The 17,614-nt window shown below is 67.9% G+C and carries 18 protein-coding genes; 8 read left to right on the forward strand and 10 right to left on the reverse strand.

Annotation, left to right across the window (positions count from 1 at the left end; all coding sequences use genetic code 11):
• Positions 1–105 precede the first annotated feature (105 nt).
• The 3 genes from sufB to ABDZ89_RS03395 all read left to right on the forward strand — a co-directional run bounded on the left by sufB (position 106) and on the right by ABDZ89_RS03395 (position 3,161).
• Positions 106–1,536 (forward strand): Fe-S cluster assembly protein SufB, encoded by a 1,431-nt coding sequence (sufB, locus tag ABDZ89_RS03390; protein ID WP_343776631.1) that lies wholly within the window; start codon positions 106–108, stop codon positions 1,534–1,536.
• 4 nt (positions 1,537–1,540) lie between these two features.
• On the forward strand, positions 1,541–1,681 hold the full coding sequence (locus ABDZ89_RS17080) for a DUF7563 family protein (RefSeq protein ID WP_425544602.1): 141 nt from the start codon (positions 1,541–1,543) through the stop codon (positions 1,679–1,681).
• A gap of 445 nt (positions 1,682–2,126) precedes the next feature.
• Entirely contained in the window at positions 2,127–3,161 is a 1,035-nt protein-coding gene (locus ABDZ89_RS03395; RefSeq protein WP_371152896.1) for a transcription initiation factor IIB, read from the forward strand.
• 483 nt (positions 3,162–3,644) lie between these two features.
• Here ABDZ89_RS03395 and ABDZ89_RS03400 read toward each other — a convergent pair whose 3' ends face one another.
• Positions 3,645–4,439, reverse strand: a complete 795-nt coding sequence (locus ABDZ89_RS03400; RefSeq protein ID WP_343776634.1) for a helix-turn-helix transcriptional regulator — start codon at positions 4,437–4,439, stop codon at positions 3,645–3,647.
• A 241-nt stretch (positions 4,440–4,680) separates the two neighbouring features.
• On the opposite strand from ABDZ89_RS03400, the gene ABDZ89_RS03405 reads away from it, so the two are divergent.
• Positions 4,681–5,622, forward strand: a complete 942-nt coding sequence (locus tag ABDZ89_RS03405; protein ID WP_343776636.1) for a DMT family transporter — start codon at positions 4,681–4,683, stop codon at positions 5,620–5,622.
• Between the two features lie 227 nt (positions 5,623–5,849).
• Here ABDZ89_RS03405 and ABDZ89_RS03410 read toward each other — a convergent pair whose 3' ends face one another.
• Positions 5,850–6,308 carry an OsmC family protein gene (locus tag ABDZ89_RS03410; RefSeq protein ID WP_343776638.1) on the reverse strand — a complete coding sequence of 153 codons (459 nt, stop codon included), beginning with the start codon at positions 6,306–6,308 and terminating at the stop codon, positions 5,850–5,852.
• A 315-nt stretch (positions 6,309–6,623) separates the two neighbouring features.
• Between ABDZ89_RS03410 and ABDZ89_RS03415 the strand changes: the two genes are divergently transcribed.
• Both ABDZ89_RS03415 and ABDZ89_RS03420 read left to right on the forward strand, forming a co-directional pair.
• Positions 6,624–6,950, forward strand: a complete 327-nt coding sequence (locus ABDZ89_RS03415; protein ID WP_343776640.1) for a hypothetical protein — start codon at positions 6,624–6,626, stop codon at positions 6,948–6,950.
• A 116-nt stretch (positions 6,951–7,066) separates the two neighbouring features.
• Positions 7,067–7,648 carry a GNAT family N-acetyltransferase gene (locus ABDZ89_RS03420; RefSeq protein ID WP_343776642.1) on the forward strand — a complete coding sequence of 194 codons (582 nt, stop codon included), beginning with the start codon at positions 7,067–7,069 and terminating at the stop codon, positions 7,646–7,648.
• Between the two features lie 39 nt (positions 7,649–7,687).
• Here ABDZ89_RS03420 and trpB read toward each other — a convergent pair whose 3' ends face one another.
• Positions 7,688–8,851: a tryptophan synthase subunit beta gene (gene trpB, locus ABDZ89_RS03425; RefSeq protein WP_343776644.1), complete on the reverse strand. Its 1,164-nt coding sequence runs from the start codon at positions 8,849–8,851 to the stop codon at positions 7,688–7,690.
• A 122-nt stretch (positions 8,852–8,973) separates the two neighbouring features.
• On the opposite strand from trpB, the gene ABDZ89_RS03430 reads away from it, so the two are divergent.
• Positions 8,974–9,537: a hypothetical protein gene (locus ABDZ89_RS03430; RefSeq protein WP_343776646.1), complete on the forward strand. Its 564-nt coding sequence runs from the start codon at positions 8,974–8,976 to the stop codon at positions 9,535–9,537.
• On the opposite strand, the gene ABDZ89_RS03435 is transcribed toward ABDZ89_RS03430, so the two are convergent.
• The 7 genes from ABDZ89_RS03435 to ABDZ89_RS03465 all read right to left on the reverse strand — a co-directional run bounded on the left by ABDZ89_RS03435 (position 9,490) and on the right by ABDZ89_RS03465 (position 16,448).
• The gene (locus tag ABDZ89_RS03435; protein ID WP_343776648.1) at positions 9,490–9,795 is read right to left on the reverse strand and encodes a hypothetical protein; all 306 of its coding nucleotides are present in this window, start codon (positions 9,793–9,795) and stop codon (positions 9,490–9,492) included. The genes ABDZ89_RS03430 and ABDZ89_RS03435 overlap by 48 nt on opposite strands.
• Positions 9,796–9,856: 61 nt before the next feature.
• Positions 9,857–11,299 (reverse strand): carotenoid oxygenase family protein, encoded by a 1,443-nt coding sequence (locus ABDZ89_RS03440; RefSeq protein WP_343776650.1) that lies wholly within the window; start codon positions 11,297–11,299, stop codon positions 9,857–9,859.
• A gap of 126 nt (positions 11,300–11,425) precedes the next feature.
• Positions 11,426–12,778 carry a glutamate-5-semialdehyde dehydrogenase gene (locus ABDZ89_RS03445; RefSeq protein WP_343776652.1) on the reverse strand — a complete coding sequence of 451 codons (1,353 nt, stop codon included), beginning with the start codon at positions 12,776–12,778 and terminating at the stop codon, positions 11,426–11,428.
• On the reverse strand, positions 12,771–13,646 hold the full coding sequence (proB, locus tag ABDZ89_RS03450; RefSeq protein ID WP_343776654.1) for a glutamate 5-kinase: 876 nt from the start codon (positions 13,644–13,646) through the stop codon (positions 12,771–12,773). The genes ABDZ89_RS03445 and proB overlap by 8 nt, the downstream gene beginning before the upstream one ends.
• Positions 13,639–14,415 carry a pyrroline-5-carboxylate reductase gene (proC, locus tag ABDZ89_RS03455; RefSeq protein ID WP_343776656.1) on the reverse strand — a complete coding sequence of 259 codons (777 nt, stop codon included), beginning with the start codon at positions 14,413–14,415 and terminating at the stop codon, positions 13,639–13,641. The genes proB and proC overlap by 8 nt, the downstream gene beginning before the upstream one ends.
• 88 nt (positions 14,416–14,503) lie before the next feature.
• Complete coding sequence (locus tag ABDZ89_RS03460; RefSeq protein ID WP_343776658.1) at positions 14,504–15,550, reverse strand: glycosyltransferase family 4 protein; 1,047 nt, start codon at positions 15,548–15,550, stop codon at positions 14,504–14,506.
• Positions 15,551–15,587: 37 nt separating this feature from the next.
• Positions 15,588–16,448, reverse strand: coding sequence for a hypothetical protein (locus tag ABDZ89_RS03465; RefSeq protein ID WP_343776660.1), 861 nt, complete (start codon positions 16,446–16,448; stop codon positions 15,588–15,590).
• Positions 16,449–16,599: 151 nt separating this feature from the next.
• On the opposite strand from ABDZ89_RS03465, the gene ABDZ89_RS03470 reads away from it, so the two are divergent.
• The gene (locus tag ABDZ89_RS03470) at positions 16,600–17,613 is read left to right on the forward strand and encodes a lysylphosphatidylglycerol synthase transmembrane domain-containing protein (RefSeq protein ID WP_343776662.1); all 1,014 of its coding nucleotides are present in this window, start codon (positions 16,600–16,602) and stop codon (positions 17,611–17,613) included.
• Position 17,614 lies beyond the last annotated feature (1 nt).

Below are 17,614 nucleotides of genomic sequence, written 5' to 3' on the forward strand. Positions count from 1 at the left end.
TAAACTACGCAAAGTTATTCAGTTTCGTTAAAGCAACCATTATAAGTTACTAACGTGTGTTCCAGCGCACCACACTTATATTCGTAGTCTCTGAAGAATACTTTGATGAGTTCAAAACAAGACGATCTCAAAGAGACGAACACCGAGGCCCGCTTCGAATTCAAGAAGGAGGAGAAGTCCGCCTTCAAAAGCGAGAAGGGTCTCACCGAGGAGACGGTCCGCGTCATCTCGGAGGACAAAGACGAGCCGGAGTGGATGTTGGAGCGCCGACTGCGCGCGCTCGAACAGTTCCAGCAGATGCCGATGCCGACCGACTGGCCCGGCCAGCCGGACCTGAGCGAGGTCGACGTCGACGAGATCATCCCGTACATCCGGCCGGACGTCGACGTCCGCGCCGGCGTCGACGACTGGACCGAACTCCCCGACGAGATCAAAGACACCTTCGACAAACTGGGCATCCCCGAGGCCGAGAAGAACGCGCTCTCCGGCGTCGGCGCCCAGTACGAGTCCGAGGTCGTCTACCAGAACATGCAGGAGCGCTGGGAGGAGAAGGGCGTCATCTTCTGTAACATGGACGAGGCCGTCCAGGAGCACGAAGAGCTCGTCCGCGAGCACTTCATGACGAAGTGCGTCCCCCCGAGTGACAACAAGTTCGCGGCGCTTCACGGCGCCATCTGGTCCGGCGGCTCGTTCGTCTACGTCCCCGAAAACACCACCGTCGACATGCCGGTCCAGGCGTACTTCCGGATGAACTCCGAGGGAATGGGCCAGTTCGAGCACACGCTCATCATCGCCGAGGAGGGCTCGGAGGTCCACTACATCGAGGGCTGCTCCGCGCCGAAGTACTCGGCGTTCAACCTCCACTCGGGCGGCGTCGAGGTGTTCGTCGGCGAGGACGCCCACGTCCAGTACTCCACGGTGCAGAACTGGTCGAAGAACACGTACAACCTGAACACCAAGCGCGCCATCGCTGAGAAGGGCGGGCGCATGGAGTGGATCTCGGGGTCGATGGGGTCGAAGGCGACGATGCTGTACCCGTCGACGATCCTGAAGGGCCGCGGCGCCTCCGACAACCACATCACCATCGCCTTCGCCGGCGAGGGCCAGGACATCGACACCGGCGCGAAGGTGTACCACAACGCGCCGGACACCAAGTCCACCGTCGAGTCGAAGTCGATCGCGAAGGACGGCGGCCGCACCAACTACCGCGGGCTCGTCCACATCGCCGACGGCGCCGAGAACTCCTCGACCGCCGTGGAGTGTGACGCGCTGATGTTCGACAACGAGTCGACCTCGGACACGATGCCGTACATGGAGATCAACGAGTCGAAGGTCGACGTCGCCCACGAGGCGACCGTCGGGAAGATCGGCGACGAGGACATCTTCTACCTCCAATCGCGCGGCCTCGACGACGACGACGCGAAACAGATGATCGTCTCCGGGTTCATCGAGCCGATCACGGAGGAACTGCCGATCGAGTACGCCGTCGAGCTGAACCGGCTCGTCGAGCTGGAGATGGAGGGCTCGTTGGGGTAATTCGATGCCGGAGTGCGCCCACTGCGGAGCACACGTCTCCCAGCAGTTTGTGACCGTGTTCGGGTTAGACGGCGGTGACGTAGTCGCTTGCCCGGGGTGTTCCAATAAGGCGAACATCGCAGAGACAGTGCGAGCCCGTCGCTAACAGCGAACTATGGAACACTGCTTCGCGTGTGACACCGACTATGGGTACCTTGGAACGACGCCGCACGAAGGCTCCTGTCCAGCCTGCGGCTCATCGGTCGTTACGCCGGCAGGCGACCTCAATATCGTCGACACAACGACGTGGGAGAGTGCGAACGGGCCCTCGACGATCCACGTGACGGCGGTCGACGCCCGCTCTCGTCGCTTCGAGTTTGTCGTTGCGGCGCGTCGCGGGCGAGGGAAACTCGTCTGTCTCGCGATCGATGGGATGACGGTACCCACTGATACGGTGTGGTCGGTTCCGTCTGCCGTCGCCACGAGAGTGACCGCGCATGGTATCAGAATCAGCGACTCGACACCTGCTCAAGGCGCGTGATGACCAGTACAGGCCAGACACGCGGTCGGTCGCGTCTGCGCTATCCCGGTCACGAGAGTGATGCCACGTGATGAGCGAGCACACTGACGGAGGGCAACCGGACACAGTTTCTCGCAGAGACGGGACCGACAGGGCCTCGTCGAGCGAAACCGGCGACGGACAGTCTGTTACCGACTCCGTTTCGGAGGAGAATAGGGACGGACAGCACAGTCGGACCACGTGTCCGGAGTGTCACGGGCGACTTCGTCGAGCCGATGATGACGTGGATGCGGTCTGTGACGACTGTGGACTCGTCGTTTCAGACGCGACGCTTGATACGAACATCAAACTATACACGCCGAACGGCGCCGGCGGTCAGGACTCTCGCGTCGGGCCATCGAGCACGAACCTCTTACACGATAAGGGGTTGTCAACGATGATCGGGTGGCAAGACACCGATGCGAAGGGGAACGCGCTGTCAGGAGAACGGCGACAACAGATGCGTCGCCTCCGACGGTGGGATGAGCGCTTCCGACGACGCTCATCTGCGGATCGGAATCTCATGCATGCACTCGGTGAGATCAATCGCATGGCTTCCGCGCTTGGCGTGCCCGACAGCACCCGAGAGACAGCAGGCGTCATCTATCGTCGCGCGCTTGCGGACGGACTCGTTACGGGTCGAGCCGTTGAAAGCGTCGCCACTGCGGCGCTGTACGCGGCGAGTCGCATGGACGGTGTGCCGCGCTCTATCGACGAGGTCTCAACAGTGAGCCGCGTCGAACAGATTCGCGTTGAGCGGGCATACCGACACGTCTCACGCGAACTGGGGTTGGAAATTGCCCCGACAGACCCCCGTTCGTTCATCGGACGGATCGCGTCTGACGTGGAGTGTACTGACGCGACAGAGCGAGAGGCACGACGTCTCGCCGGAATAGCGGTTGAAAACGGCGTACACAGCGGGAAACATCCGGTAGGCATCGCCGCGGGAGCACTGTACGCGGCTGCCAAACAGTGCGATGAGTCTCTCCGACAAGCAGATATCGCCCGTGCTGCAGACGTAAGCGAGATGACGATACGGAACCGGTATCCTGAGATTTTGGCCGCAACAGATACCGAGGATGAATAGGCACAGTGAGTAGTTGACTTGTGCTTGAGTAGGTTCGAGTTGGACAGTATCGATCAAGGATTGTTTTGCTCCGTTGGATCGCATAACTGTGTCCGGACCAAGATATCACAAAAGGCGGAAAATCATCTTTCGCCGTCGGCAGCTTAGATCAACTTCCTACGACATCTGCTGTCTTACTTCTCTTCCAAATGTGTGTTTCAGAAGCCCCCGAAAGCGACACAGTGCCGGTCTTGTCTTCACCTAGTCCTAACACACTCTGCGGATTCAATGAAAAATAGAAGGCGAAGCTAGAGTGGGTGTATTACTCCATATATTTAAGTAGAAAATAGAAGGCACCCATCAGATCTATCCTCCGAGATTATGGAGAAAGGCAGTTCCGGGGCTACACGCGCATTGAGATCGGATCGGTGAGAGCCCGACTGCGTAGGTAACGGAAAGGGCGAACCAGTGCGTCCGCGCAGTCGCCGAACGCGAAGCGTCAGCTCACCGCTCGAACGTCGCGGGATCGAAGGGCACTGCTTCCTCCCAGTAGCGTTCGAAGCGGTCGTCGGCCCACGCCCGCACCGCTTCCGCGTCGGTGTGGAGCGAGGCTCGTAACACGCCGTCCGCGTCGCGCACGAGTATCGAGACGGTCCCGTCGGCCACGGTGACGGCGAGCGGGATGTCGGCCCGGCGGACGCGGATCTCGGCGCCGTCCTCGGCGGCCAGATCGCGGAGGCGACTCCAGAGCGCGTCCTCGGCCGCGAGCGCTTCGATGGCGCTCTCCGAGAGGACGGTCTTGAACACCAGCCCGCCGGACTGAACCCGTGACAGCGCGGTCGACAGGCTCTGTTCGTTGAGCGCGTGCGAGAACGCTCGAAGCGTGCCGGCGCGCTCCATCGCGTCAATGACTCGTTGAAGCGGGGCGCTCGGGTGCGTCGGCGTCGGAACCGCGACGGTCGCGTCGGCGAGTTCGCGCAGGTCGAATCCCAACTCCGACTCCGGGAGGTAGCCGACCACGTCCCGCAGCAGGTTCTCGGTCTCGAGTACCGACAGCAGGTCGGCGACGGCGTCGGCGACGAGTTCGCCGGTGGCCGTCGCGACGTACCCGTCGGGGTCGCGTCTGACCCACGACCGGTCGGCGAAGTCCTCCAGAATGCGCCCGAGCGTCGCCTGCGACGCGCCGGTGGTGCGAGCGAGGCTCGCACGGGTGTGCGGCTCCGCCGCCACCAACCGCAACACTTCGACCCGGTTTTTCGAACGGGCGAGGAACTCTATCTCCTCGATCGGCGCGTCCATACCACGCGTAACGGGCGCGACGGGAAACAGACTTCGCTCGCCGCCGCGGTCGCGGCGGGTCGGTTCTCCCCGACGAGAAACCCTTTCACGCCGTGATCGCCTCTCACGACCGCGGTGAGTTTCTCGCTTCGGAATCCTTTCCGAGATCCGTTATACGGCCCGAGACCCTCCGATCTACTGTGATGTCCCCCTCCGAGTGCCCCGAACAGATCAGCGAGAAACCCGTCGCGGTGGCCTAAGCGTGTTCACGCGACGCAGCGGTCTGTTGCTCGCCGTCTCTGCGCTCCTCTTCGGCGGGACGTTCGTCGCCGCGAAGGCCGGCCTCGCACACCTCCCGCCGCTGTTTTTCGTCGCGGTCCGGTTCGACATCGGCGCGGTCGTGCTCGGCGTCTTCGCCGCGACGAAGCTGTCGCGGTCGGACCTGCGGCCGCGGACGGCCGGCGACGTTCTCGGCATACTCGCGACCGGCGTGCTCGTCATCGGACTCACGAACGCGCTGCTGTTCGTCGGGCAACAGTACGTCACCAGCGGCGTGGCCGCCGTCGTGTTCAGCCTGAATCCGATCCTGACGCCGGTGTTCGCCGCACTCCTGCTGTCCGAGGGCCGGCTCTCGGCCCGAGGTGCGGCCGGGACGGTCCTCGGTCTCGTCGGCGTCGGGCTGGTCGCGAATCCCGACCCGTCCGCGCTGGCCGCGGGCGGACTGGGCGTCCCGCTGCTGTTCGGTGCCGCGGTGACCAGCGCGCTCGGCGCCGTGGTGATCCGGCGCGCGAAGGCGACGATGTCAAGCACCGCCCGGACCGTCTGGGGCGTCCCGATAGCGGCCGTCCTCTCGCACGCGCTCAGCCTGTCCGCCGGCGAATCGGTCACCGGCCTCACGCTGCCGCCGGTGGCGCTCGCGGCGCTGCTGTACGTGGGCGTCTGTTCGGGCGCGGTCGCGTACCTCGCCTACTTCGCGCTGATCGACGAGGCGGGCGCGAGTCAGGCCAACCTCCTGTTTTACTTCGTCCCCGTCGTCTCTGCGGTCGCCGGCTGGGCGCTGCTCGGCGAGACGATAGCTCCCCTCTCGCTCGCCGGATTCGCCGTGATATTCGTCGGGTTCCTCCTCGTCAGCGGGGTCCCGCCCGGCGCGTCCGACTCGCTCAAGCGCGCCGTCCGGAACTGGGGCGTGCGGATCGGGTCGTGAGCCGTCCGGCGAGACGCCGCCGACCCGGCCGTTCAGCGATTCCCGGTGTCTCCGACCGAACCACCGCGGTCTCCGTCGTCCGCGCTCGGATCCTGATACGCCGCCTCACTCGTGGGACTGACAGGTGTCTCGCCGGGCGGACGGTCCGTCTCGATTCCCGTCGGCCGGATCGATAACCGACACGAGCGGTCGCGGGGGACGTGAGCGCTCCCCGCGCTGGCTACGGGTTACGCTCTATCGAGCGTGACGTCGGTCGGCGTCTCGGCCGCGAGGTTGTCGCTCACCGGACACCGCTCCTCGACGGCGGCCCTGAACTCGGCGAGCGTCTCGTCCGGGACGGTGTCCGCGAACGCTACGTCGACCGACGCCTCCACGCCCTGGTAGCCAGCACGGGGGTCGTCTGCCTGCCCGAGGTGTTTCCGCGGGTCGAACTCGCCGGCGACCTCGACGTCGACGCCCTCCACTTCGAGGTCGAAGTCGGGCGCGACCGCTCGGACGGTGGCGTTGAGGCAGCCGGTCCACGCGGCGAGCAGGTACTCGACGGGCATCGCGCCCGTGTCGTCGCCGCCCATCGCCTCCGGGTCGTCCATCACCAGGCTGTGGCCGCGAGCCTCCGCGACGAACCTCGACTCGCCGTCACTCGTTCCGCGCACGCGCATCCGCTGTGTCGTGTCCGAATCGCTCATGGCCACACATACCCGCCGAACGCGGTTAAGACGGCCAGTTAGTGGGCTTATGGCCGGTGACGAAGACGCCGGCTTCTCGCTCGCGAGCCGTCGATCGCCGCTGAAGCGGCCGAACAGGCGCTGTCCGGCACTCGAAATCGCTGATCGGCGCCTCGGATACCAGAAAAAACCGCCGCCCAGCGGAGTTCGCCTCGGGGTTGCTCGTGTGACCGAGACGCCGGTCTCGCCGGAGCCACCGGTCGTGACGCGTCTCCGTCCGCTGTCCGACGACCCGCTCCGAGACAGGTTCAAAGGTCCGGGAATCAAGTAGTCGGCATGGGACAGCGGACCCTCGGCGGGGACGACCTGTCCGAGTTACGTCGGCGGTACCGAGCGCTCGTCGAGACGGAACTACCGCGGGCGGCCCGGGCCCGCGGCGACTGGCCGGTCAGCGAGGACCACTGCTTCGCGAGGATCGTTCTCGACGACCTGTTCGACGACGTCTGGTACGACCACGTGGCGGGCCGGCCGGCGTACGAACACCTCTCCGCGTCGGAGCTCCGCGAGGCCGTCGAGACCGCGGAGCGGATGCTCGAAGCGGGGCGACCGCTGGTGGACGAACTGAACCGGCGGTCGCTCGACCGCCGCGAGGCGGACCCGTAGTCGCGGGACCGAGAGATCCGACCCCGGCCCGCCCGGGGCCGGTTCGCTCCGTCGAGACGACCGGCCGCTGGATCGATCGGTATCGGTATGTGTGAACCGACGCGACGGTCTATGAGATGGAACCGACTGGCCTAGGGTTCCGGTCGTACAAGCCGCCGGACGACGACGCGATCTGGGAACTCCACCGGTGGGCGATGCGCGAGACCGGCGTCGACCCAGACGACGTCCCCGGGACGGACGACCTCCGGTCCGTCAGATCGTCGTACCTCGATTCCGGCGGGGCGTTCGTCGTCGGCGTCGCCGACTCGTCGCCGGAAGAGGACGCGGGAGCGGCCGCGCCGGCGGACTGGGCCGGCGAGACGGCGGGTGAGGCGCTGACCACGCACGACGGCGTCGTCGTCGCGATGGGCGGCTTCCTGCCCAACGGCGAGGGCCACGCGGACGAGCGCGACCGCCCCGGGGCGGCGGAGCTCCACCGGATGCGAGTCGCGCCGCCGTGCCAGCGACGAGGAATCGGTCGGGCCCTCATCGGAGAGTTGGAGCGCCGCGCGGCGGCCGCCGAGTTCGAGTCGCTGCTGGCGACGACGTCGACGCGGCAGTCGGCGGCCACCTCGTTTTATCCCGACAACGGGTACGAGGAGGTCGGCCGCTCCACGGCCGGGGCGTACGAACTCGTCCACTACGAGAAACGGCTGTGAGGCGGCTGGGGGTGACGGGCCGCTAGCTCCGGGGCGGTCTCAGTCCCCGAGGTCGAAGTGCTCGGCCGCCGTCTGCATGTCCTTGTCCCCGCGGCCACAGAGGTTGACCAATATCGTGTCGTGCCGGTCGGCCTCGGCGAGCTTGGCGGCGAGCGCGAGCGCGTGCGCCGGTTCCAGCGCCGGGATGATGCCCTCGGCCTCGCTCAGTTCGCGGAAGGCGGCCAGCGCCTCCTCGTCGGAGACGGCGTGGTACTCGGCGCGCCCCATCTCCTGGAGCGCGGCGTGCTCCGGGCCGATCGCCGGGTAGTCGAGCCCCGCCGATATCGAGTGGTTGCGGGTGTCCTCGCCGATGGTCTTCGTCTTCATCCCCTGGAAGATCTGCGGCTCGTCCTGCGCCGTGCGGGACAGCGGGGCGGAGTGGTTCGACTCGTCTTTGCCGCCCGGCTCGGCCCCGTAGAAGGCCACGTCGTCGTCTTTGAACGCGTGCCAGAGGCCGATCGAGTTCGAACCGCCGCCGACGCAGGCGACGCAGGCGTCGGGGAGGTCGCCGTGGAGCTCCTGAATCTGTTCGCGCGCCTCCTCGCCGATGACGGACTGGAACTCGCGCACCATCCGGGGGAACGGGTCGGGACCGACGACGCTCCCGACGAGGTAATGCGTCGAGTCGACGTTCTCGGCGAAGTCCTCCAGCGCGGCGTCGACGGCCTCGGCGAGCCCCTCGTTCCCGCGGTCGACCGGCTCGACGTCGGCGCCCATCAGCCGCATCCGGAACACGTTCATCTCCTGTCGCCGCATGTCGTGCCGGCCCATGTAGACGGTCGTCTCCATGTCCAGCAGCGCGCCGACCATCGCCGTCGCCGTGCCGTGTTGCCCGGCGCCCGTCTCGGCGATGAGCCGCTCTTTGCCCGCCCGTTTGGCCAACAGTCCCTGCCCGAGCGTGTTGTTGAGCTTGTGGGCGCCGCCGTGGAGCAGGTCCTCGTGTTTCAGGTAAATGTCGGCGCCGTACCGCTCGCTCAGCGTTTCCGCGTGGAACACCGGCGTCGGGCGTCCCGCGAAGTGTTCCAACAGGTCGCGGAACTCGGCCATGAACTCCGGATCCGAGACCGCGGCCTCATAGGCCGCCGCTAACTCGTCCAGCGGCTCTTCGAGCGGTTCCGGAACGTGTCGACCACCGAACTCACCGAACTCACCGGGTGTCGCCATATTCGATACAGACGCGTGAATAATAAAAAAACGCGGTGACCCCGTGGCGGTGGGGCGACCGCGAGCGCGACGACCGTGAACTTCTTGAGAGCCGAGCGGGTCCACGTGATCTGTCACCACGTATGTCGACGCGCCTCACCGACTCGGTCTCGGCCGGGCTCGCAGCGGCGGCCGTCTGGCTGAGCGGGCGACGGAGCGGGCGCACGCCGCGTACGCTGTTGCGTCCCGCTCCGTTCGCCGTCGGCGTCGCGAGCGCGATCGGCGTCGAAATCGCCTTCGCCCGGTGGCCGGAGCGCCTGGGACGGCTGTGGCGGCGGCCGGCGGTTCGCGTCGCCTCGCCGCTCGCGCTCGTCGTCGGGACGCTCCTCTTAGACCGTCGCGGCCCCGGGACGGCCCACCCGTTGACGCTCGGCGGGCTGGCGGGGTATTTCGGGCTGCTGGTCGGGATACTGTCTGGTCTCGTGCCGGAGCCGAGGACGTGGTTCTCGGACGGGTTCCGCCCCTATTCGAGGGCGAGGTCGGACGGCGACCAGCGCGCCGAGCCGAACGCTCGCTCGGAGCCGAGCGCTCGCCGACGCGTCGCTCCGTCGGTTGCGGCCGTCGCTGAGTCCGCTGTCCGGTCGCTGACGGCGATCAGCTCAAGGGCGGTCGCGCACGTCGGTGCTCGTGTCGACACTGATCCGTAGCTTGTCGGTCCCCCGGATCCACTCGAGGTAGCCGTCGAGGCGGTCGGCGGAACGGAGCGCGTCGATCGTGTCGTAATCGGCCCTGAGCTCCGCGTTCGTGAAGACGGCGTGGACCTGATCGTGACACGGCCGACAGAGCAGTACCGTCGGGCTCGTGGCGCGCTCCTCCGGCCGCAGGTGGTGTTCTTGAACGACCTGCGGGTCCGGGATCCGCTCGTCGCGGACGACGCGTCGACAGAGGGCACACGTCGTGGGCACGGACGCGGCTAGGGGTTCGGCGCGGATAACTGCTGCCCGCGGCCGGCGGCGAAAACACCGCTCAGTTCATGCTCCGACCGGGGAAAGACGGGCCGTAGAACTGGCCGTGGAACCCGTACGGAAGTCGGTGCGGGAGCCGTGCCCGTCCGCGTTCGCTGAGGGTCTCGGCGTCGAGACACACGAGGTCCGAACGGTTCGCGTCAGGCTTGAGCACCACCGAGAGCAACACGCCGTCGTCCTCGCCGGCCGAGTCGGGGGCCGGCACGAACAGCGGTTCGCCCGGGTGCGCGCCCGTCTCGCGCCAGCGGCGGACCGTGCCGCGCTCGACGTCGACCTTCGTGACGTCCGTCGGCAGGCTCGACCCCCCGTCCGTCTCCGCGAGGTAGACGTACCGGTGCGGCTCGCCGTTCACGGCTCGGTAGTTGATGACTGGGAACTCGACCGGTCCGCGGTGGAGCCGCTCGCGCTCGGCGTCGCCGCCGTCGAGGGGGAGCGTGTAGCGGTAGAGGTCGCCCCTCGGTAGGTCCGGATCGCCGCTCCGTAGGTTCGACAGTTCGAGCCCGGAGACGGCGCGCTCGTCCTCGAACGCGACGAGGTCGACGACGACCTCGCCGTCGCGCTCGTAGGCGTTCGCGTGGTGGTAGACGAACGCCGGAGGTGCCGTCACCGTCGCCTCGCGGGCGCCCGTCTCGCGGTCGAGGACGAGGAAGCGAAGCGGGGCGTCTAAGGCTTCGAACGCGTCGAGGAACGTCTCCTTGGTCACTGCGCCGCGCAGGAGGCGAGCCGTGTCGAGTCCGAACGCGTTCACCGTGACTACGGCGTACCGCTCGGTCAGCGCGAACGAGTGGATGTACGGTGCCGCCTCGAACCGGAGCCGCGTCAGGGGAGTCGGTTCGCCGCCGTCACCGGGCCGACGGAACAGCGTGTAGACGGTCTCGCGACCGTAGGAGACGCCGAGGTTGTAGAACGCGTCCTCCTCGCGGTCGTAGTGGACGTGCGCGAGCGTGAGGTCGCTGTCGAGCCCCGCCGTGAGGTCCGTGCGGCCGGTCGTCTCGAGCGTGTCGAGGTCGATCGTCAGCGCGGTCGGGGACTCGGTGACGGCGGCGACCTCGTCGCCCAGGCGCTGGACGCCGATGACGGGGTTGTCGGGGAACGTCCCGTCGAGGACCTGTCGGAGTCGCGTCCAGACGGGCCGGTCCGGCGGCGTCCCGGGGAACGGCGTGCGGACGCCGCCGCCGTCCTCCGCGAACTCGTAGTCGCGACTACGAACGAACCGGTTCGCGTACGTCACGTCGCCGTCGTCGATCCGGAACCGGCGTATCATCGCCAGCGGGTCGAACCAGTGGCGCAGCGACGTGTCGCCGGCCTCGAACCGCCCCGGACCGTTGCCGACGAGGTCACCGGTGAGCCAGTCCGGGAACGAGCCGTCGACCGGTAATCGGGCGTCGTCGACCTCCTCGCGCTGCGTGCGGAAGCCCGCTCGGTAATCGTCAGGCGTGGTCACACCTGACAATACGCCCGAGACGCCCTAGTAGCATCGGTGCTGCTCCCGGACTCCGACACTTCCCGCGTCGTCGCGGAGCGCTCGCACCGGCGCGAGCGACGTCGAGACGGCTGGAGAGAGAACGAGTTACCGGTCCGACAGCCGCCCGGGCGTCCACTCCGCGCCGTCGAGTTCGCGGTGCGTGAACGGGGCCGCGTCCTCGCCGCTGTAGCTCGCGACGAGGTGGCCGTCGCCCTCGAGGTAGTACTTGTAGGTCGTGAGTCCCGCCAGACCGACCGGACCGCGGGCGTGGATCTTGCCCGTCGAGATGCCGACCTCCGCGCCCAGCCCGTACCGGTAGCCGTCGGCGAACCGGGTCGAGGCGTTGTGGAAGACGCTCGCGGCGTCGACGCCGGTCATGAACGTCTCGGCCGTGTCGGAGTCCTCGGTGAGGATCGACTCGGTGTGTTTCGAGCCGTGCTCGTTGACGTGCTCGACCGCGTCGTACACGTCGTCGACGACCGTGATCGACAGTTCGAGGTCCCCGTACTCCGTGTCCCAGTCGTCGGCGGTCGCGGGGTCGACGTCGACGACCTCGCGGGTGCGCTCGTCGCCGCGCAGTTCGACCCCGGCCGCCTCGTAGCGGTCGACGATCTCTGGGAGGAACTCGGCGGCGACCGACTCGTTCACGAGCAGCGTCTCGACCGCGTTACACACCGCCGGATACTGGACCTTCGCGTCGAAGGCCACGTCCGCCGCCGTCTCCAGGTCGGCGTCCGCGTCGACGTACACGTGACAGATCCCCTCGGTGTGACCGAGGACCGGAATCTGCGTGTTCTCCTGGATGTAGGAGACGAACTCCGAGGAGCCGCGCGGCATGACCAGATCGACTCGGTCGTCGAGTTCGAGCAGCCGGTCGACCTCCTCGTGGGCCTCGATGTGCGCGGCCCAGCCGTCGGGCAGGTCGGCGGTCGCATCGACGATGGCCTCGTACAGGGCTCGGTTCGACTCGCTGGCCTCGCTGCCGCCCTTGAGGACGACCGCGTTGCCGGACTTCAGGGCGAGCGCGGCGATCTGGACCAGGGCGTCCGGCCGCGACTCGAAGACGGTCGCGACGACGCCGATCGGTACCGACACGCGGTACAGCTCCAGGTCCTCGTCGAGTTCGCGCGCCGCGAGCGTCTCGCCGAGGGGGTCGTCCTGTTCGGCGACCGACTCGACCATCGACGCGATCGACTCGACCTTCGTCTCGTCGAGCTTCAGGCGGTCGACTAGGGCCTGCGTGTACTCGCCGTCGGCGAGCATCGCCTCGGCCGCCTCGACGTCGGTGGCGTTCGCCGCCAGGATCGCTTCCTCCCGCTCGCGGATCGCGTCGGCGATCGACCGGAGCATCTCGTTCCGGGTCGCTTCGTCGACGTTCGCGAGCCGCAGGGCGGCGCGCTCCGCCCGCCGCGCCAGTTCGTCGGTGCCTCGTTCGAGGTCGGTGTCGGTCTCACTCATCGTCGTCACCCGTCTGGGGCACGAATAGCGTGCCCGTCGGCTTACCCGCTGCGATCCGCGCTAACACGTCGCGCTCCGCCGACCCGGCGATGATCGCAGGGATGCCGTGGCGGCTCACGTCGTGGGCGCCCTCGACTTTCGTTCGAATCCCGCCGAAGTCGGTCTCGGTGCCGTCCCCGACGATCTCCCGTAAGCGGTCGTAGCCGTCGTCGACCGCTTCGATCAGCTCCGCGTCGGCGTCGCGCTTCGGATTCCCGGTGTAGACGCCGTCGACGTCGGTGAGCGTCACGAGGAGGTCGGCGTCGAGCCCGATGGCGACCGACGCCGACAGCATGTCGTTGTCGCCGATCCGCAGCTCGTCGGTCGCCACGGCGTCGTTCTCGTTGACGACCGGGACGACGCCCCACGACAGCAGCGTCTCGACGGTGTTGGTGAAGTTGTCGAACCGCTCGGGGGCGTCGAGGTCGGTCCCGGTCACGAGGATCTGTGCCACGTCCTGGTCGAACCGCTCGAAGCTCTGCGTGTAGTGGCGCATCAGGAGCCCCTGACCGACCGTCGAGAGGGCCTGACTCTCCGCGATGGAGTCGACGCCGTCGCGCGACTCCGGCCCCACGTCGAGCCGCCCCGTCCCGGCGCCGACCGCCCCCGACGAGACCAACACGACCTCCGTTCCCCGCTCGCGGAGGTCCATCACGTCGGCGACGAGTTTGTCCAGCTTCACGCGGTCGAGCCGCGAGTCCGCGTCGGTCAGCGAGTTCGTCCCGGCCTTGACGATCACCCGGTCGGCGGCCGCCGCCCGCTCCCGAGCGGTCGCGACCCCCTCGGGGTCCGCCGACCCGACGCGTTCGACGCTCACGTCTTCAGCCATCGTCGAACGCCTCGGCGAGTTCGCGGGACCGGCGCTCGGCCGCCGCGACGGCGGCCTCGACCGCCGCGTCCGCGTCGCTGTCCCACAGCACGTCCATCCCCTCTATCGTCGTCCCGTTCGGCGAGCAGACCGCGTCGATCAGCTCGTCGACGCTCCGGTCGTCTCGCAGCACGGTCTCCGCGGCGCCCTTGAACGTCTGGGCGGCGAGCGTCTCCGCCTGCTCCGGGTCGAGCCCGCCGTCGATCCCGCCCTGTTTCATCGCGTCGATCAGGTAGAAGGCGAAGGCGGGGCCGCTGCCGTTGACCGCCGTCGAGACGTGCATCAGCGACTCGTCGACCTCGACGAACTCGCCGACGTCGTCGAGCATCGCCCGGACCTCGTCGGTGAGGCCGACGTTCGTCGCGGCCGCGGCCATGTCACCCGTCTCGGCCGCGAGGTTGGGCATGATCCGGACGACGGACGCGTCGGTCCGGTCGGCGACGAACTCGCGGGGGAGCCCAGCGGCCAGCGTCACGATCTGCTGGTCGGCCCGGAGGTCGAGGTCGTCGAGCACGGCCGGTGCCACGTCGGGCTTCACCGCGAGGACGACGATGTCCGCGTCGCGCGCGACCGCCACGTCGTCGGTCGTCTCGTCGGCCGCGTCCTCGACCGCGGCGAGCGCCTCGGGGTCGAGGTCGATCGCCGTGAGGTGATACCCCTCCGCGCGGGCGAGCCCCTTGAGCAGGGCCCCGCCCATGTTCCCACAACCGATTACGCTGACTCGAGTCATTTGCCTCTACGGAGACGGTAGCCCGACATACCAACTGCGGTTTTCGCAAATTTCCGATCGGCGCCGTTAGACGACCGTTCCGCGTCTCCTACGCCAACTCCGCGTACAGCGACCGGTACCGCTCCGCGATCGAATCGAGCGAGAACGCCTCGCTGCGCGCGGCGGCGTTCGCGCCGAGTTCCGCTCGCCGGTCGGCGTCGCGCAGTTCGTCGATGGCCGCGACGAACCCGTCCACGTCGTCGCCCGGCCCGTCGTCGACGCCACTGGCGTCGTTGTCCACGTCGTCGCCCGGCCCGTCGTCCCCGCCGCCCACTTTCAGGCAGTCCTCGCCGTCTTCGAGCCACGAGAACGTCTCGATGTCGCGGACGACGACCGGTTTCCCGGCCGCCATCGCCTCCAGCAACGCGATGCCCTCGTTCTCTTCGTGGGTCGGGAAACAGAACACGTCGCCCGCGGCGTACGCGCCCCGGACGTCGTCGACGAACCCGGTGAACGTACAGTTCTTCGGCGCTTCGTCGACGAGTCGCCTCGTCTCTCGACCCTTCAGCGAGCGGTCCATGTGGCCGAACCAGACGAAGTCGACGTCGGGCATCCGGTGGGCGGTCTCGACGAACGTCTCCAACCCCTTGCGCTTGATGACGTGGCCGACGAGGAACACCGTCGGCGGGGAGAGGTCGTAGCGCTCGCGGTACTCGGCTTCGAGCGACTCGAACCCCGCCAGCTTCTCGCGGTCGACGCCGTTCGAGACGACCGTCGTCGGCACGTCCGCGTACCCGCGGATGAGGTCCTGATTGTACTCGGAGGGACAGACGAGCAGGTCGGCGAGCCCGTACGCGCGCCGGAGGTACGGCTTCAGCGGTTTCGCGAGGGCGTTGGTAAAGCGGAAGCTGTCACCGAAGTCCTCGGCGGTGACGTGGGTGTGCGCCACGACGGGCACGCCGGCCTGCCGGGCGCGGCGCGCGTGCCAGACCGATCGCGGGCCCATCACGTTGAGGTGGAGGACGTCGGCGTCGAGGGTCGGCTCCGTCGTGTACTCGACCCCCACCCGGTCGAGCATCTTCCGCTGGTGGTCGACGGAGGCGGCGATGCCGCCGGTGACGTGCTCCTCGAACTCGAAGTAGTGGCTGACCTTCATCGGCGGAGGCGGGTGCGAGCGTGTCCGGGCCGCGCGCTTACTCGACTTCCAGCCACGGGACCTCCATCAGCGCGGGGATGTACGTCTCGATGTGGTGTTCCCAGACGCCCTCCTCGCCGAACGCCTCGCCGTGGTCGGCGGTGACGACCACGTCGCCGTCGAGCTCCTCGACGAGCTCCGACACGCTCTCTAAGGCAATTCGGAGGTTCTCCTCGTACATGCTCAGGGCCGTGACGCGGGTGCCGTCCTTCACGAGGTCCTTCGGGTCGAGTTCGAGCCAGAGTCCCGCCTTCTGGGCGAACTCGCTGTCGTCCAGTCGGCTCTCGATCTTCGGCCGAACCGTGTCGCTGAGCGAGGAGAGCAGCCCGCCGTCGTCGTCGCTTCCGCCGTCCTCCTCTCCCTGCTCTCTGATCCCCTTCTGGATCTGCTTGAGCTTCTGGCCCTTCCCGCGAGAGAGGTAGGGCGCGTGCGGTTGCATGTAGTGGAGGACGGTGCGGTCGGCGCGCTCGACGGCGTCCTGATTGCGGTGGAACGCGTCCGCGAGCCCCTCCGGCGGGACGGTCCCGAGGTCGTCGTCCCAGTCGCTCTTCCAGACGTCGTGGATGTCGCTGATGTGCTCGGAGGCCGTCCACTCGTAGTCGCAGCTCGCGCCCCACTTCAGCTCGTTCAGCGGGATCCCGAGGTCGTTGATGAAGGGGTTCCCGGAGAAGTACGCGATGTCGTGGTCGCCGGTGAACGTGCGGTAGGCCCACTCCGGCGTCGAGGAGCCGACGCTCTTCCGCTTTTCGAGCGTCCCGTCGAGGTACTCGTCGTACACGTCGGCGAACACGTCGTACCGGCACGCGTCGAGCACCAGACAGTAATCCCACTCCGACTCGAGGAACCGCTGATCTTCCATTAGGTGGGCCGTCGGCCCGCCGGTACGTATGTATTCTCATTCGGTTTCCGCGTGCGCGGCGGGCACGACCGACCGAACCCACCGGACCGGATCGCCCCGTCCCGCCGGCGCGAAGCAGACGTTTCAAGTTCGCTACCGCGTCACCACGTCTATGGAAGGCCCACAGCGGCGGGCGCTGATCCTCGGCGGCGCCGGGGCGGTGGCGCTCCTCGCCCTGCTCTTCGTCGTCGTCGGGGTCGATCGGGTCGTCGACGCGCTCGCGGCCGCGGACCCGCCCCTCGTCGTCGCGACCGCCGGACTCGGGCTCTGCTGGCTCGCCGCGTGGAGCCTCATGCTGCGCGCCGTGTTGGGCGCGCTCGACGTCCCCATGTCGCCCTGGACCGCGTTCCTCGTCTACAGCGGGGCGGCCTTCGCGAACAACGTCACCCCGTTCGGACAGGCGGGCGGCGAGCCGGTCGCCGCCGCGCTCATCTCGAAGGTGGGCGAGGCGCGCTACGAGACGGGGCTCGTCGGTATCGCGAGCGTCGACGTGCTCAACGTGGTCCCCTCGGTGTCGCTCGTGTTCCTCGGCGTCGGGTCGTACGCGGCCACCACGGCCGTGGGCGACCGCGTCGTCGTCGCCGTCGCGAGCGCGGTCGCGCTGATCGCCGCGATCGTGACGACCATCGCCGTCGTCTGGCGCTACCGCGTGGCGGTCGTCGACCGCGTTCCCGGCGCCGTCGGTCCCCTGCTCGGGCGCCTCGACCGGTTCGACGCCGAGACGATCGAGGCCGGCCTCGCCGACCGGCTGGGGAACTTCTTCGCCGACATCGAGCGCGTCGGCACCGACAGGCGGCGACTCGTCGGGATCGTCGCGCTGTCGCTGGTCGGCTGGCTCTTTCAGGCGGCCGCGCTCACGGTCGCGTTCGCCGCGATCGGCCACCCGATCTCCCCGCTAATCGCAGTGTTCGTCGTCCCGCTGTCGTACGTCGCGGGCGCGACGCCGCTCCCCGGCGGGCTCGGCGGCATCGAGGCCGCGCTCGTCGGCCTGCTCGTCCCGACGACCGGCGTCGCCGCCTCGTCGATCACCGCCGCCGTCTTAGTCTTCCGCGGCGCCGTCTACTGGATCCCGATGGTCATCGGGGGCGCGTCGGCGTCGGCGCTGGGCGTCAAGGCTTTCGAGTAGC

It is taken from the genome of Halorubrum ejinorense, from assembly GCF_039522565.1.
In the GTDB taxonomy this organism is placed as follows: Archaea; Halobacteriota; Halobacteria; order Halobacteriales; family Haloferacaceae; genus Halorubrum; species Halorubrum ejinorense.